This window comes from Agrobacterium sp. ICMP 6402 (assembly GCF_009498615.1).
Lineage (GTDB): Bacteria > Pseudomonadota > Alphaproteobacteria > Rhizobiales > Rhizobiaceae > Agrobacterium > Agrobacterium burrii.
On sequence record NZ_QSNV01000008.1, the window covers coordinates 90523 to 105061 of the forward strand.

A 14539-nucleotide genomic window follows, 5' to 3' on the forward strand; every position below is an offset into this window, starting at 1 on the left:
AATGGCGCTCGACCCTATGAGTTCAGAAAGAGAATAAGACGATGACCCAGTCTCCGCGCGCTCCCATCGCCCGCAATACCCCCAATATCGCTGTCGTCGGCGTTGGCGGCGGTGGCGGAAATGCGATCAACAACATGATTGCCGAGGGCATTAGCGGGGTCGATTTCATCGCAGCCAATACGGACGCGCAGGCGCTGAAGAAAACCAATGCGCCGCGGATGGTGCAGCTCAGTTCCGAACTGACCGGCGGACTTGGTGCAGGGGCAGATCCGGAAGTCGGCCGGCAGGCGGCGATCGATTCACTCGATGAAATCATGGATCACCTGAGCGGTTACGACATGTGTTTCATCACCGCCGGCATGGGCGGCGGTACCGGCACCGGTGCTGCCCCGGTGATTGCGGAAGCATGCCGGGCAAAGAACATCCTCACGGTGGGCGTCGTTACCCTGCCGTTCAGCTTCGAGGGCGCGCGCCGCATGCGGGCTGCCGAATATGGTTTTGCCAATCTGCTCAACACGGCCGATACCGTCATCGTCATTCCCAACCAGAACCTGCTGCGCATCGCTGATGCCGGCACCACCTTTGAGAATGCGCTGAAGACGGCCGACAAGGTCCTGTCGCTCGGCGTGCGCTGTATCACCGATCTCATTCTGCGCGAGGGTCTGGTCAATCTCGATTTCGCCGATGTGCGCTACGTCATGAAAAATGGCGGCCGGGCGCTGATGGGCACGGCACAGGCGAAGGGCGAAAAACGCGCCTCCGAAGCGGCGGCCGCCGCTATCGCCAACCCGCTGCTAGGCGAGCCTTCGCTGAAAGAAGCGCGCGGAGCGCTGGTGGCCATCTCCGGCGGCAATGATCTGACACTCTATGAGATCGATGAGGCGATGACGCTGGTGCGTGAGGCGGTCAGTGAGGAGACCGATGTGGTGATGGGCGCTTCCTTCGACCCCACACTGGACGGTGCTTTCAAGATCTCGGTCGTGGCCACCGGCCTGCGCAACTGAGGTTTCGCTTGAGGCGCGGCGCTGCCGCGTATTTCTTCTCCCCGTCCGGGGAGAGGGTGGCCCGAAAGGTCGGAGGAGGGTGCAACGTTGCCTTATCTCATCACCCTTGCCCCCTCATCCCGCTGCCGCGACCTTCTCCCCGGCGGGGAGAAGAAACAAGCGGCGCGCTCCTCGCTTCCCAGATAAATCGCCCGTCTTGAGCGGCGACACCTTATAAACAGCGTCCACGCCACAAATTGAACGATCAAAGCCGTCGCGGGTAATTTTCGTGACGGCTTTTTGTTGTTTTTGAACAATTATTCCGCCATTCGGGGAGGCGGGGTTGCAACGCATCGTTGATAACCAAAAAAGATAATAGTACTCTTTATGTCGACAAGAAGGATTTGGCTATGACGGATATAATTGCTTCTGCCGAGCGCAAGCGCGGTTCCGGCGTAAAGATGGTCTATGATCTGCTGCGCGACGAGATTCTCGATCTGGTCCTGCCGCCGGGAAGCCCCATCGATGAGGTGCAGCTTGCCGAACGATTCAAGATGTCGCGAACACCCATTCGTGAGGCGCTGGTGCGACTTTCGGGCGAGGGGCTGATCGATACGTTGCCGAACCGCTCGACCATGGTGTCGAATATCGATTTTCTCAACATGCACACCTATTTCGATGCGCTGGTGCTGATGTACCGGGTCACCACCCAGCTTGCGGCGCAATATCATCGCCCGGAGGATCTGGCAGGAATCCGCGCCCACAATGCGGAATTCGCCATTGCGGTGGAAGAGCAGAATGCGCTGGCGATGATTTCCACCAATGCAGCCCTTCACCTTTCCATCGCCGAGGCAGGCCGAAACCCCTATTTCACCAGTCTGTTCAAGCGCCTGCTGGATGAAGGGCGGCGCATTCTGCGGCTTTATTACCAGTCCTATGAGGACCGTCTGCCGAAGCGTTTCGTCCATGACCATGACGCAATGATTGCTGCCATCGCCGCGCGGGATATCGCCCTTTCGGAAAAACTGGCGCGTGAACATGCCGAACAGATCGTGCAGCAGGTGCAGAAATTGCTGGTGCGCAATGAGCGGCTGGAAATAAATCTCTAGCCTGTCGATTTCTTGTCGACAAATAAAATACAAGATAGTAATGTCCTTGTTGAAAGGGTGGCGCATAGCTGCGTCCATTCCTGAGAACCATGTGCCTTAGGAGCTAATAATGACGGCCAGCATTTTTTCCGGCGTGATTCCCGCCTTGATGACCCCCTGCAAGGAAGATCGCACCCCCGATTTTGATGCGCTTGTGCGCAAGGGCAAGGAACTGATCGCCGATGGCATGTCGGCCGTCGTCTATTGCGGTTCCATGGGCGACTGGCCGCTCCTCACCGATGAGCAGCGCATGGAAGGCGTTGAGCGTCTGGTCAAGGCCGGCATTCCTGTTATCGTCGGCACCGGTGCGGTCAACACGGCGTCCGCCGTGGCGCATGCCGCCCACGCCCAGAAAGTTGGCGCCAAGGGTCTGATGGTCATCCCTCGCGTCCTGTCTCGCGGTTCGGTCATCGCGGCCCAGAAGGCGCACTTCAAGGCCATTCTCTCGGCCGCTCCTGAAATTCCGGCTGTCATCTACAACAGCCCCTATTACGGTTTCGCCACCCGCGCCGATCTCTTCTTCGCGCTGCGTGCCGAGCACAAGAACCTCGTCGGTTTCAAGGAATTCGGCGGTCCGGCTGATATGCGTTATGCGGCTGAAAACATCACCAGCCGTGATGACGACGTGACCCTGATGATCGGCGTCGATACCGCCGTTTTCCACGGCTTCGTCAACTGCGGCGCAACCGGTGCCATCACCGGCATCGGCAATGTTTTGCCGAAGGAAGTCATTCACATGTGCAAGCTGTCGCAGGCCGCCGCCAAGGGCGATGCGGATGCCCGCGTCCGCGCGCTGGAACTGGAGCAGGCGCTTGCCGTGCTGTCTTCCTTCGACGAAGGCCCGGACCTGGTTCTCTATTTCAAGCACATGATGGTGCTGAAGGGCGACAAGGAATACACGCTGCACTTCAACGAGACCGATGCCCTGACGGACAGCCAGCGCGGTTATGTCGAGGCGCAGTTCAAGCTGTTCAACAGCTGGTATGCCGACTGGAGCAAGCTTCCGGGCGCGGTGCAGACCTGCAAGGCTGCGTGATTAACTGCAGTGATAAAATAAAAAAGGCCCGCATTTGCGGGCCTTTTTTTTCCATATCCAAACGCGGTCAGGAGACCGCGTCCAGTCCTTGTTCCAGCAGCCGGTCGAGCCCGGCCATTTCAGCGGCGGAAAGTGTAATGCCTTCGCTCTCGGATTTGGCACGCGCCGCAAAGCGGCGGCCGGAGGGCAGGCGGGCGCCCTGGCCGACGATGGCATCAAACAGGATTTCGGCCCGTTGGAAAGGATCGCCGGGGCGGCCCTTGGCGAAGGCTTCCGGAGAAAACGCGACGATCAACTCACCATGGGTCGGCGCAAGCGTTGTCGTGCCGAGAAATTCCAGCGCTTCGGGGCTGGTCAGGTCGCCGATCATGATGCCGGCGAGCAGTTCGATCATGGTGCCGATCGCCGATCCCTTGTGGCCGCCGAAAGGCAGCATCGAACCGGCAAGGGCGGCTTCCGGGTCGGTCGTCGGCTTGCCTTCGGCGTCCAGCGCCCATCCTTCGGGCAGGGATTTGCCTGCGCGCCGGTGCAGTTCGATTTCGCCGCGCGCCGCAACCGACGTGGCGAAATCGAAGACATAAGGGGAAGTGTCCTTGCGCGGCCAGCCGAAAGCGAAAGGATTGGTGCCAAGCAGCGGCTTGCTGCCGCCCGTGGGGGCAACGGTGGAGTAGCTCGGGCACATCACCAGTCCAGCGAGACCATTCGATGTCAGCCCCTCGACCTCCGGCCAGAGCGCCGAGAAATGCGTGCAGTCATTGATGACGAGCGCGGCGATGCCCGAACGTTTCGCCCGCTCCACCAGAACCGGCAGGCCCAGTTCGAAGGCGGGATTGGCAAAGCCGCCATTGGCGTTGACTTTGACGATCGCCGTGCCGTCGTCCTCAGCCACATCAGGGACCGCGTCGGGCTTCACCTTGCCGGCCTTAACGGTGCGCAGCGCGCCTTCGATGCGGTAGATGCCGTGGGATTTGCAGGCGTCGCGTTCACCGGCGGTAATGACGCGGGCAAGCGCTCCCGACTGTACCTCATTCAGCCCCGCCTTGCGGAAAATTTCTTCAACCCGCTTTGAAAGCGCATCAATGGTCAGGGTGGTGGCGTCGCTCATCATGATCCTCCGATATCGGCTCGCACATCTTGAATACATAAAGTATACAAAGGCGGTTCTATTGCAACTCGTCTTTTCGGTGAAGCGCTAGAAAGCGTAAATCCGCTTTCAAGATACATAGTTTTCCCTTTTCGTGACGGTTTCCTCTTCCTCCACATTCCCGAGTGGGTTGAAGCCGCTGCGCCGGCTCAAGTCCTTGGGCTGAAAAGAGTCTTTCCGCCGTAACCCTGCACTGCCGCCGTGCGGCAAATCCTGATTGTTCGCAACTGCAAAATTCTTTTTGTATACTAGTTGTATTTTTATGTTGATTTATCGGCCCCATAGGGAAATAGTGACCGCGCCTTCAACGGGCAGACCAATTGTGGGAGCAAATCAACAATGAAAAAATCGGTCATCATCGCCGGCCTCCTGGCCGCCACTTCCGTTATTACGCCGGCCAAGGCCGACAAGCTTGACGACATCATTTCCTCCGGCACGCTGCGCTGCGCTGTTGTGCTCGATTTCCCGCCGATGGGTGCGCGTGACGACGCAAACAACCCTGTTGGTTTCGACGTCGATTATTGCAACGATCTCGCCAAGGCGCTCGGCGTCACGGCTGAAATCGTTGAGACGCCGTTCCCCGAGCGTATTCCGGCACTGATGTCGGGCCGCGTCGATGTCGGCGTTGCTTCTACTTCCGACACGCTTGAGCGCGCGAAGACGGTCGGCATGACCGTGCCTTACTTCGCTTTCGAAATGGCTGTTACCGCCAACGACAAGTCGGGCATCAAGTCCTTCGAGGACATGAAGGGCAAGACGGTCGGTGCAACGGCCGGCACATTCGAAGCCATCGCGCTTGAAAAGTCGGTCAAGGAGTGGGGAACCGGCGAGTTCCGTCCTTACCAGACGCAGGCCGATGTTTTCCTCGCGCTCAGCCAGGGCCAGATCGACGCCACGGTTTCCACCTCGACGGTTGCACAGTCCAACGTCAAGGGCGGTAAGTTCAAAGGCATTTCGGTCGTCGGCAAGGCTCCCTATGACATCGATTACGTCGCGCTCTTCACCAACCGCGATGAATACGGTCTCATCAATTACCTGAACCTCTTCATCAACCAGCAGGTTCGCACCGGCCGTTACGCCGAACTCTATGAAAAATGGGTTGGCGGCGAAGTTCCCTCGCTCACCGTCAACGGCGTTTATCGCTGATCAGGACTTTTCGTAAACGGCGCGGTCAAAATGATCGCGCCGTTGACCGTTTCTGAAAAGGCGGGACGCTTAATGTTCAACTATACATTCCAATGGAATCAGGCGCTGAAGGCTTTGCCGCAGCTTCTGGACGGCGCGGTGGTGACGCTGCAGATCGCCCTTCTGTCGATGGCGATCGGCCTAGCCTTCGCCATTCTGCTGACGCTGTTCCGGCTCTCCGGCAATCGAATTCTGGGTGCCATCGCCTCTGTCTGGGTGGAAATCGCCCGCAACACGCCGGCGCTGTTCCAGATTTACATGGCCCATTTCGGTCTCGGCAATTTCGGCATTCATCTCAGCCCCTTCACAGCACTTCTGGCCGGCATCGCCTTCAATAATGCCGGTTATCTGGCGGAAAATTTCCGCGGTGCGCTGAAGGCGATTCCCGATACGCAGACGCGCTCCGGCCGTTCGCTCGGCATGACCTCGATGCAGACCTTCCGTCTCATCATCATGCCGCAGATGCTGCGCGTCGCCTTTCTGCCGGCCACCAACCAGATGGTCTGGGCGATCCTCATGACCTCGCTTGGTGTTACGGTCGGCATGAATACGGATCTCGCCGGTATCACGCAGGCATTGAATGCCCGTTCGTTCCGCACCTTCGAATTCTTCGCGCTCGCCGCGGTCATCTATTACGTGATCGCCAAGATCGTCACGCTCGCCGCCAGAATGCTGGCCTGGCGTCTGTTCCGTTACTGAGAGAGGTGCGCCATGTTTGAAACCGCTCTCACCTGGAGTGATCTCGCCTTCCTTGCCAAGGGTGCGGGGATGACGCTTGCCGTCACCGCCGTCGCCGTCACGGCAGGCACCATCATGGGGATCATCTTCGGTGTCATCCGCTTCCAGCTCGGGGCCTACTGGTCCCTGCCGCTGACCTTCGTGCTGGATATTTTCCGCTCCGTACCGCTGCTCATCCAGCTGGTGCTCGGCAACGCTTTCCAGTCGATCGCCAAGCTCGGCTGGCCGCCCTTCACCACCTCCTGCGTGGTGCTGTCGCTTTATACGGCAGCCTATTGCACCGAGATCGTGCGCGGCGGCATCGATGCCGTGCCGTCCAACACGCGCCGCGCCTGCCGGTCGCTCGGCATGACGTGGTCGCAGGACATGCGCTACATCGTGCTGCCGCTCGCCACCCGCGTGTCGCTGCCGTCCTGGATCGGCCTGACGCTCGGTGTCATGAAGGATTCCGCACTGGTGTTGTGGCTCGGTCTCATCGAGCTTCTGCGCGCCTCGCAGATCCTCGTCACCCGCCTGCAGGAACCGCTGACCATTCTGATGATCTGCGGCGCCATCTACTTCCTTATCAGCTTCCCCATCGCCCGCCTCGGCGGGTATCTCGAAAGACGGTGGTCCCCCAATGATTGAGATCGAAAACGTCCGCAAATCCTTCGGCCCGCTGGAGGTTCTGAAAGGGATCAACCTCACCGTCAACAATGGCGAGGTCGTCACCATCATCGGTGGTTCCGGTTCCGGCAAATCGACGTTGCTGACCTGCATCAACGGCCTCGAGCCGATCGACAGCGGCAAGATCACCATTGACGGCACGGAAGTGCATGCCAAATCGACCGACCTCAACAAGCTGCGCCGCAAGGTCGGCATCGTCTTCCAGCAATGGAACGCCTTTCCGCATCTGACGGTGCTGGAAAACGTCATGCTGGCGCCGCGCAAGGTGCTTGGCATTTCCAAGGAACAGGCCGAGGAAATCGCGGTCAAGCAATTGACCCATGTGGGCCTTGCCGAAAAGCTGAAGGTCTATCCGAACCGCATGTCGGGCGGCCAGCAGCAGCGAATGGCGATTGCGCGTGCGCTTGCCATGTCGCCGGAATATATGCTGTTCGACGAAGTCACCTCAGCGCTTGACCCGATGCTGGTGGGTGAAGTGCTCGATACGCTGAAGATGCTGGCGGATGAGGGCATGACGATGATCTGCGTCACCCACGAAATGGCGTTTGCCCGCGATGTCTCCAATCGCGTCGCCTTCTTCCATCAGGGCGTGATGGCGGAAATAGGCACGCCGGATCAGCTTTTCGGCGCGCCGCAGCATGCCGAAACCCAGAAGTTCCTGGCGAGCGTGCGGTAATGCCTGCACATGATGTCATCGTCATAGGGGCCGGCGTCGTCGGCCTCTCGGCGGCAATCGCCGCGCAGGGCCGTGGTCTCTCGGTCACCGTCATCGACCGCGAGGGACCGGCGGCGGGTGCTTCATCCGGCAATGCCGGCGCTTTCGCCTTCACCGATATTCTGCCGCTCGCATCGCCGGGCATTCTCTGGAAAGCGCCAAAATGGCTGCTCGATCCGCTCGGGCCGCTGAGCGTGCCGCCGGCCTATGCGCTGAAGATCGCGCCGTGGATGTTCCGGTTCTGGCGGGCCTGCGCCGCCTCGAAGGTGGAGCACTCCACCGCCGCCCAGACGGCGCTGATGGATCTTTCCAGAGCCGAGCTGGAGCCGTTCCTCAAAAAGACCGATACGATGACCATGCTGCGCAAGGAGGGCAACCTCCAGGTCTATGAAAGCGAAGCGGAATTCGAAGGTTCGCTGGCCGGCTGGAAAGCGCGCGAGCGCCACGGCATCGAGTTCCGGCATCTCAATGCCGATCAGATGGCCGAGATACAGCCCGGCATCGCGCCGCGTTTTACCTGTGGCACGTTTACGCCGGGGTGGTATTCCATCGCCGATCCCAAGCTTTATACGCTGGCGCTGGCGGACCGTTTCCGCGCCATTGGCGGGCGTATCGAGCGTCTCGATATCGCGTCGCTCCGGCCGCTGGAAGACGGCGTCGAAGTGGTGAGTAACGATGGCCGCACGCGCAGGGCAAGCAAGGTGGTGCTGGCGGCGGGGGCTTTCTCGCACCGCATCGCCCGTTCGCTCGGGGAAAAAATTCCGCTGGAAACGGAACGGGGGTATAATACCACCCTGCCACCAGGCGCTTTCGATCTACGCACGCAGGTGACGTTTGGCGGCCATGGTTTCGTCGTCACCCGGCTTTGCAGCGGCATCCGCGTCGGCGGCGCGGTGGAACTTGGCGGGCTGGAGCTTCCGGCCAACTTCGCCCGTTCCGAGGCGCTTTTGGCCAAGGCGAAGAGTTTCCTGCCGGGCCTGAAAACCGAAGGTGGCAAGCAGTGGATGGGTTTCCGCCCGTCGCTGCCGGATAGCCTGCCGGCCATTGGCGAAGCGCGGCACACGGCGCGGGTGGTCTATGCTTTCGGCCACGGGCATCTGGGGCTGACACAATCGGCGGGTACGGCCCGCATCGTCGCCGATCTTCTGACGGGCCAAAAACCCGCCATCGATACAAGGGCATTTTCGCCGCAACGTTTCTAGAGAATTTTGGCTTTTCTCCGAAACGCAAAAATTCTCTAGCTCTTTTTTTCACGCATTTTCCGGGCGTAAAACCGCGACGCACTTTTGACGGAAATGCTTCAGGGAGATTTTCGATGTCTTCTTCCGTTTCGCCAATCACCGCTCCTCAGGCGCGCAGCATTCTGGCTGGTGTCGCCGAAGGCAAGGTCATTGCCACGACCGAGGCGCTGAGCTTCTGGGGTGGGGTCGATCCCGCCGCCGGCAAGGTGATCGACGTGCATCACCCGCTGCACGGCGTCTGTCTCACCGGCGGCGTGCTGTTCATGCCGACCAGCCGCGGTTCCTGCACCGGTTCCGGTGTGCTGCTCGATCTGATCCTGACCGGCCGTGCGCCGTCTGCGCTGGTTTTTTCCGAGGCCGAAGATGTTCTGACGCTCGGCGCTCTCGTCGCGGCGGAAATGTTCGACAAGGCTCTGCCGGTCATCCGTCTCGATGCGGATAATTTCGCCCGCTTCTCACGTGCTGCGCATGTCAGCATCGATCAGAACATCATCAAGGCCGACGGCGTCTCGCTTGCCATCGCTCCGCCGGCGACGGCTCATCTCGACCTTAAGGACGACGATAAGGCGATGCTGGAGGGGCGTGAGGGCGTCGCCGTGCGTCAGGCCATGCGCATCATCGTCGCCATGGCAGCGCAGCAGGGCGCGTCGGCGCTTGTTGATGTCACCCAGGGCCATATCGATGGCTGTATCTATGCCAGCCCCGCCAATCTCACATTCGCGGAGAAAATGGCTGACATGGGCGGCAAGGTGCGCGTGCCGACGACCATGAACGCCATTTCTGTCGATAAGGCCAACTGGCGGGCGCAGGGCGTGCCGGAGGATTTCGGCGATCCGGCCGCAAGGCTGGCGGATGCCTATGTGCGCATGGGCTGTCGCCCCACCTTCACCTGTTCGCCATACCTCTTGGACAGCGCGCCGAAAGCCGGAGAATCGATCGGCTGGGCCGAATCGAATGCGGTGATCTTCGCGAATACGGTTCTCGGCGCCCGCACCGCAAAGCACCCGGATTTTCTCGATCTCTGCATTGCGATGACGGGCAGGGCGCCGCTTTCGGGGGTGTATCTCGAAGAAAACCGCCGGCCGCAGCGCATTGTCGATGTGGCGTTGCCGCAGGGCGTGGATGACGCCTTCTGGCCGCTTGTGGGTTATCTCGCCGGCAAGGCCACACCGGATTGCATTCCGTTGCTGCGTGGTCTCGGGGCCGCAAAGCCGTCGCGGGACGATCTCAAGGCGCTGTGTGCCGCCTTCGGCACCACCTCCGCCTCGCCCATGCTGCATATCGAGGGCGTGACGCCGGAAGCGGAACTTGCACCGCTCGAGAGCGCAGAAACCGTGACCATTTCGCTCGCCGATATGGCCGCCGGCTGGTCGCTTCTGAATGAGGGGCCGGAAGAGGTGCAGCTCGTCGCCATCGGCAGCCCGCATGCCTCGCTGGAGGAGTGTCGGGCTCTTGCCGCCGTGTTCAACGGCCGCAAGCGCCATGCGGATGTCGCCGTTATCGTCACCGCCGGCCAGCAGGTCATCGATGCGGCTGGCAAGGACGGCACCCTGAAAAGCCTGCATGACAGCGGCGTGCAGGTGCTGCCGGATCTTTGCTGGTGCTCGATTTCCGAGCCGGTCTTCCCGACGAAGACGCGCGCGCTGATGACCAATTCCGGCAAATACGCCCATTACGGCCCTGGTCTCAGCGGCCGCGCGGTCCGCTTCGGCAGTCTTGCCGATTGCGTCGAAAGCGCGCTGACCGGCCATGCCGTATCCCGCCTTCCTATCTGGCTTTCCTGAGGAGAACTGAATGCGCAGTATCAAGACAGTTCATGTGATTTCCGCCCATGCGGAAGGTGAAGTGGGGGATGTGATCGTCGGTGGGGTGAAACCGCCACCGGGCGAGACGATCTGGGAACAGAGCCGTTTCATCGCCCGTGATGAGACGCTGCGCAACTTCGTGCTCAACGAACCGCGCGGCGGTGTGTTCCGCCACGTCAATCTGCTGGTGCCGCCGAAACATCCTGAAGCGGATGCCGCCTTCATCATCATGGAGCCGGAAGATACACCGCCCATGTCCGGCTCCAATTCCATCTGCGTGTCCACAGTGCTGCTGGATGGCGGCATCGTGCCGATGCAGGAGCCGGAAACCCATATGCTTCTGGAAGCTCCCGGCGGACTGGTGAAGGTGCGCGCGGAATGCCGCAACGGCAAGGCCGAGCGCATTTTCGTGCAGAACCTGCCAAGCTTTGCCGCAAAGCTTGACGTCGAACTCGAGGTCGAAGGTCTCGGCACGCTGAAGGTAGATACCGCTTATGGCGGCGACAGCTTCGTCATCGTCGATGCCGAAGCGATGGGGTTCAGCCTGAAGCCGGAAGAGGCGCATGAGATTGCCCGCCTCGGCGTGCGCATCACCAATGCCGCCAACAAGGCTCTGGGCTTCGAGCATCCCGAAAACCCGGACTGGCGGCACTTTTCCTTTTGCCTGTTTGCCGGTAAGGTGGAGCGCACGGCCGAAGGTCTCAGGGCAGGGGCAGCCGTCGCCATCCAGCCGGGCAAAGTGGACCGCTCGCCGACCGGCACGGCACTTTCGGCCCGCATGGCGGTGCTGCATGCGCGCGGCGAAATGAAGGAAGGTGAAACGCTGACGGCGGTGTCGCTGATCGGCTCGACCTTCACCGGCCGCATCCTCGGAACGACAACAGTCGGCGACCGCCCGGCCATCCTGCCGGAAATCTCCGGCCGCGGCTGGATCACCGGCATCCACCAGCATATGCTCGATCCGTCCGATCCGTGGCCGGAGGGGTATCGGCTGACGGATACCTGGGGCGCGAGGTAAATAAGGACGTTACAGTTCACTCAGGTGGCATTTTGAGATATGCTGCGGCGGTGCGGCATTTTTCTTCTCCCCGCCGGGGAGAAGATGGCCCGAAGGGTCAGATGAGGGGGTAACGTTGCCGGATTTCGGAGAGCTTGCCCCCTCATCCCGCTGCCGCGGACTTCTCCCCGGCGGGGAGAAGAAGCTGGTGGCACCCGCTCGTTCCACTATCGCTTCCGCTTTATCCACCCAACCGCTTCGTCGTTTCGCGCACGATCAGCTCGAACCCGACATCCACCCGCGCGCCCTCAGGGACGGCTGCACCTTTTTCCGGTTCCAATATCGAAAGCAGCAATTCGCCGGCCTTGCGACCGATCATCTGGGCGTCGACGCGGATCGTCGAAATCGCCGGATAACATTGGCGGCTTATATCGAAATCGCCGAAACCGAGGATGGAAATCTGGTCAGGCACGGGAATACCGCGGCGGTGACATTCCATCAGCGCGCCGACGGCGGAAATATCGGAGACGGCGAAAATGCCTTCGACATCGGGCGCCTTCGCGAGCAGGGAGCCGAGCGTCTTTGCCCCGTGATCGTAGGAGACCGGCGCGCTGCCTTCGCGGATGATGAGATCGTCGGAAATGCCGGCTTCGCGCAGTGCCGCCGCAAACCCCACGAGGCGGCTTTCGCCGCGCCAGTCGTTCACAGTGCCGTCAGCCCTGGAGCCTAGTGCGCCTATGCGCTTTAAACCAAGCGAGATCAGATATTTGGCGGCGTTTCTTCCCACCTCGTAGTTGGAAAAGCCAACAGCGTGGTCGATCGGGTGTTCGGGAACATCCCAGATTTCCACGATCGGGATGCCGGCGCGCATCAGCACTTCGCTCGCCATCTTGGTATGCACCGTGCCGGCGACGACGATGGCGTCGGGGCGGCGCTCCATCATGGTGCGGATGACGCGCTCCTCTTCCTGCAGGTCATACATCGTGTAACCGATCAGCAACTGGTAATCAGCCGCGCGCAGCGCCTTGGCGAGCCCCTGTGCGCTGTCGGCGAAGTTGGAGTTGGTGAGCGTCGGTAGAATGGCGGTGATGAAATTGGTGCGCCGGGAAGACAGCGAACCGGCGATTCGATCCGGCACATAGCCAAGCTTCTCGATGGCCTTCATTACCTTCTGGCGTGTCTCTTCCGACACCAGGGCAGGATCGGCCAGCACCCGCGAAACGGTCATCTTGGAGACGCCCGCGAGTTTCGAGACGTCGCTCATGGTTGCTTTTTTTGACGTGACTAACGCTGCGGCCAAGGGCGTGCGCTCCACCAAAGCATGTCTCCCTAAATTCGAACCGTTTCAGGACAAGACATACACGAAGATATCAAGGGAAAGCACGCCGTATGATTGCATATCAATGCGGCGTGCACCGGATTTATGCGACGCGGCTATAGACCAGATGGTAAAAACGTCCGTCGCACATGCTCATCATCTCGTCCGTCAGCACCCGGCCTTCCAGCCGAACCGGCGAGACCAGCGCTTCCTCCACGGCTTCCATCGACGGATAGTCGATTTCCTGCACCATGATGATCGCGGCTGCATCCGGGTCGGTGCGCTCGGTGCGCATCACTCGCACGGCCTGCGCATTCGGCATGCGTTTCCAGACTGGCAGCAATTTTTCCTCAACGATGCGGAAAAACTCCTCCTCCCGGCCGGGGTGGATCCTGCCTTCGAAAATTGCCGATCGTGTATACATGGGTTCCTCCCGAATGAATGTCCGATGCAACAGTTCTGTAGATCGGACTTGCAATGATACCGATAACATGCATTATTGATCCTGCCAAGAACGTGAAACGGTGTCGACAAGAGGAAAATCGATAACCAGCAGAAATTGTTGAATTTTAAGGAAAATTCACATGGTTTTGAGCTTTTGCGGTTTCTTGGGAGGAGTTTTTTGTCAATCGCGGTGAAATGTTATCGAGAACATTTTTCGCTTTGCGGAAGATCGCTGTCCCGCTTTGGGCAGCCACTTAAAAGGTTGGAGGAGAAACCATGAGCATATCCAGATTTCTGAAGAACGTGACCGTTGCCGTCGGTGTTGCCGCTGCAACGCTTGCCGCCACCACATCCGCCCATGCTGTCTCGCTCAGCGAGATCACGGCGCGCGGCAAGGTCAAGATCGGTGTTCTGACCGGCGCTCCGCCGATGGGCATGGTGGATGAGAAGGGCAATCCTTCCGGTTATGACGTGGATGTCGCCAACCTCATCGGCACTTATCTGTCGCTGCCGGTCGAGCTTGTGCCGCTGACGCCGCCGGCCCGTATTCCCGCACTTCAGACCGGCAAGGTCGATTTCCTCGTCGCAACGCTGGCGCCGACCGGCGAACGCGCCAAGACGGTCATGTTCACGCAGCCTTACAGCGCTTTCAACATGGATATCATTTCCGGCAAGGACCAGAAGTTCGAAAATCTCGAAAGCCTCAAGGGCAAGCGCGTTTCGGTCAATCGCGGTTCCTCGCAGGAGACCGCGCTGCGCAAGGCCAATGTCGAAGGTCTTGAGATCGTCGTTTACGAGGACGATTCGACCAGCGCCCAGGCTCTGCTTGCCGGCCAGGTCGATGCCGTGGCACTGCCGTCCACGGTTGGTGAGGCTATCATCAAGCAGCGCCCGGAAGCCGGTCTGCAGGTTGGTTTCACCTTCTTCCAGCAGGGCAATTCCATGGCGACGAAGATCGAGGATTTCGAGCTGCGCCAGTGGCTGAACACCTCCATCTATCTCATGAAGATGTCGGGCGATCTCGACCGTATCTCGGTGAAGTGGACCGGTCGTCCGCTGCCGCAATTGCCAAGCTTCTGATTGAGCCTTTCAACGCGTCCGCCGGAGAAAAATTTCCGG

At 60.1% G+C, this 14539-nt stretch carries 14 protein-coding genes; 11 read left to right on the forward strand and 3 right to left on the reverse strand.

The window, feature by feature from the left end; all coding sequences use genetic code 11:
• Nucleotides 1-41 precede the first annotated feature (41 nt).
• From ftsZ to DXT96_RS19585, 3 genes are all read left to right on the forward strand, one after another.
• Nucleotides 42-1004 (forward strand): cell division protein FtsZ, encoded by a 963-nt coding sequence (gene ftsZ, locus DXT96_RS19575; protein ID WP_149900995.1) that lies wholly within the window; start codon nt 42-44, stop codon nt 1002-1004.
• A gap of 389 nt (nt 1005-1393) precedes the next feature.
• Nucleotides 1394-2092 (forward strand): GntR family transcriptional regulator, encoded by a 699-nt coding sequence (locus DXT96_RS19580; protein WP_080843068.1) that lies wholly within the window; start codon nt 1394-1396, stop codon nt 2090-2092.
• Between the two features lie 109 nt (nt 2093-2201).
• Complete coding sequence (locus DXT96_RS19585) at nt 2202-3167, forward strand: dihydrodipicolinate synthase family protein (RefSeq protein ID WP_149900996.1); 966 nt, start codon at nt 2202-2204, stop codon at nt 3165-3167.
• Nucleotides 3168-3234: 67 nt separating this feature from the next.
• Here DXT96_RS19585 and DXT96_RS19590 read toward each other — a convergent pair whose 3' ends face one another.
• Nucleotides 3235-4272, reverse strand: coding sequence for an Ldh family oxidoreductase (locus DXT96_RS19590; RefSeq protein WP_153516070.1), 1038 nt, complete (start codon nt 4270-4272; stop codon nt 3235-3237).
• A 378-nt stretch (nt 4273-4650) separates the two neighbouring features.
• Between DXT96_RS19590 and DXT96_RS19595 the strand changes: the two genes are divergently transcribed.
• From DXT96_RS19595 to DXT96_RS19625, 7 genes are all read left to right on the forward strand, one after another.
• Nucleotides 4651-5457 carry a transporter substrate-binding domain-containing protein gene (locus tag DXT96_RS19595; RefSeq protein ID WP_149900998.1) on the forward strand — a complete coding sequence of 269 codons (807 nt, stop codon included), beginning with the start codon at nt 4651-4653 and terminating at the stop codon, nt 5455-5457.
• A gap of 72 nt (nt 5458-5529) precedes the next feature.
• Nucleotides 5530-6195 (forward strand): amino acid ABC transporter permease, encoded by a 666-nt coding sequence (locus DXT96_RS19600; RefSeq protein WP_153516071.1) that lies wholly within the window; start codon nt 5530-5532, stop codon nt 6193-6195.
• A gap of 12 nt (nt 6196-6207) precedes the next feature.
• Nucleotides 6208-6861: an amino acid ABC transporter permease gene (locus DXT96_RS19605; RefSeq protein WP_149901000.1), complete on the forward strand. Its 654-nt coding sequence runs from the start codon at nt 6208-6210 to the stop codon at nt 6859-6861.
• Entirely contained in the window at nt 6854-7576 is a 723-nt protein-coding gene (locus tag DXT96_RS19610) for an amino acid ABC transporter ATP-binding protein (RefSeq protein WP_149901001.1), read from the forward strand. Before DXT96_RS19605 ends, DXT96_RS19610 begins: the two co-directional genes overlap by 8 nt.
• Nucleotides 7576-8817 carry an FAD-binding oxidoreductase gene (locus DXT96_RS19615; protein ID WP_153516072.1) on the forward strand — a complete coding sequence of 414 codons (1242 nt, stop codon included), beginning with the start codon at nt 7576-7578 and terminating at the stop codon, nt 8815-8817. The genes DXT96_RS19610 and DXT96_RS19615 overlap by 1 nt, the downstream gene beginning before the upstream one ends.
• Nucleotides 8818-8930: 113 nt before the next feature.
• Entirely contained in the window at nt 8931-10640 is a 1710-nt protein-coding gene (locus DXT96_RS19620) for an aconitase X (protein WP_153516073.1), read from the forward strand.
• 10 nt (nt 10641-10650) lie between these two features.
• Nucleotides 10651-11679 (forward strand): proline racemase family protein, encoded by a 1029-nt coding sequence (locus tag DXT96_RS19625; RefSeq protein ID WP_153516074.1) that lies wholly within the window; start codon nt 10651-10653, stop codon nt 11677-11679.
• Nucleotides 11680-11899: 220 nt separating this feature from the next.
• Here the strand turns inward: DXT96_RS19625 and DXT96_RS19630 are convergent, their stop codons facing one another.
• Complete coding sequence (locus DXT96_RS19630; protein WP_153516075.1) at nt 11900-12922, reverse strand: LacI family DNA-binding transcriptional regulator; 1023 nt, start codon at nt 12920-12922, stop codon at nt 11900-11902.
• 157 nt (nt 12923-13079) lie between these two features.
• On the reverse strand, nt 13080-13400 hold the full coding sequence (locus tag DXT96_RS19635; RefSeq protein ID WP_046801224.1) for a hypothetical protein: 321 nt from the start codon (nt 13398-13400) through the stop codon (nt 13080-13082).
• 296 nt (nt 13401-13696) lie between these two features.
• Here DXT96_RS19635 and DXT96_RS19640 point away from each other — a divergent pair, with 296 nt between their 5' ends.
• Nucleotides 13697-14500, forward strand: a complete 804-nt coding sequence (locus DXT96_RS19640; RefSeq protein ID WP_149901006.1) for a transporter substrate-binding domain-containing protein — start codon at nt 13697-13699, stop codon at nt 14498-14500.
• Nucleotides 14501-14539 lie beyond the last annotated feature (39 nt).

What these genes read in the sequence shown, in the direction of transcription:
- DXT96_RS19620 (WP_153516073.1), top strand. Translation starts at nt 8,931, where the DNA reads ATGTCTTCTTCCGTTTCGCCAATCACCGCTCCTCAGGCGCGCAGCATT.
- DXT96_RS19630 (WP_153516075.1), bottom strand. Translation starts at nt 12,922, where the DNA reads ATGAGCGACGTCTCGAAACTCGCGGGCGTCTCCAAGATGACCGTTTCG.
- DXT96_RS19600 (WP_153516071.1), top strand. Translation starts at nt 5,530, where the DNA reads ATGTTCAACTATACATTCCAATGGAATCAGGCGCTGAAGGCTTTGCCG.
- DXT96_RS19590 (WP_153516070.1), bottom strand. Translation starts at nt 4,272, where the DNA reads ATGAGCGACGCCACCACCCTGACCATTGATGCGCTTTCAAAGCGGGTT.
- DXT96_RS19610 (WP_149901001.1), top strand. Translation starts at nt 6,854, where the DNA reads ATGATTGAGATCGAAAACGTCCGCAAATCCTTCGGCCCGCTGGAGGTT.
- DXT96_RS19580 (WP_080843068.1), top strand. Translation starts at nt 1,394, where the DNA reads ATGACGGATATAATTGCTTCTGCCGAGCGCAAGCGCGGTTCCGGCGTA.
- DXT96_RS19615 (WP_153516072.1), top strand. Translation starts at nt 7,576, where the DNA reads ATGCCTGCACATGATGTCATCGTCATAGGGGCCGGCGTCGTCGGCCTC.
- DXT96_RS19585 (WP_149900996.1), top strand. Translation starts at nt 2,202, where the DNA reads ATGACGGCCAGCATTTTTTCCGGCGTGATTCCCGCCTTGATGACCCCC.
- DXT96_RS19595 (WP_149900998.1), top strand. Translation starts at nt 4,651, where the DNA reads ATGAAAAAATCGGTCATCATCGCCGGCCTCCTGGCCGCCACTTCCGTT.
- DXT96_RS19605 (WP_149901000.1), top strand. Translation starts at nt 6,208, where the DNA reads ATGTTTGAAACCGCTCTCACCTGGAGTGATCTCGCCTTCCTTGCCAAG.
- ftsZ (WP_149900995.1), top strand. Translation starts at nt 42, where the DNA reads ATGACCCAGTCTCCGCGCGCTCCCATCGCCCGCAATACCCCCAATATC.
- DXT96_RS19625 (WP_153516074.1), top strand. Translation starts at nt 10,651, where the DNA reads ATGCGCAGTATCAAGACAGTTCATGTGATTTCCGCCCATGCGGAAGGT.
- DXT96_RS19635 (WP_046801224.1), bottom strand. Translation starts at nt 13,400, where the DNA reads ATGTATACACGATCGGCAATTTTCGAAGGCAGGATCCACCCCGGCCGG.
- DXT96_RS19640 (WP_149901006.1), top strand. Translation starts at nt 13,697, where the DNA reads ATGAGCATATCCAGATTTCTGAAGAACGTGACCGTTGCCGTCGGTGTT.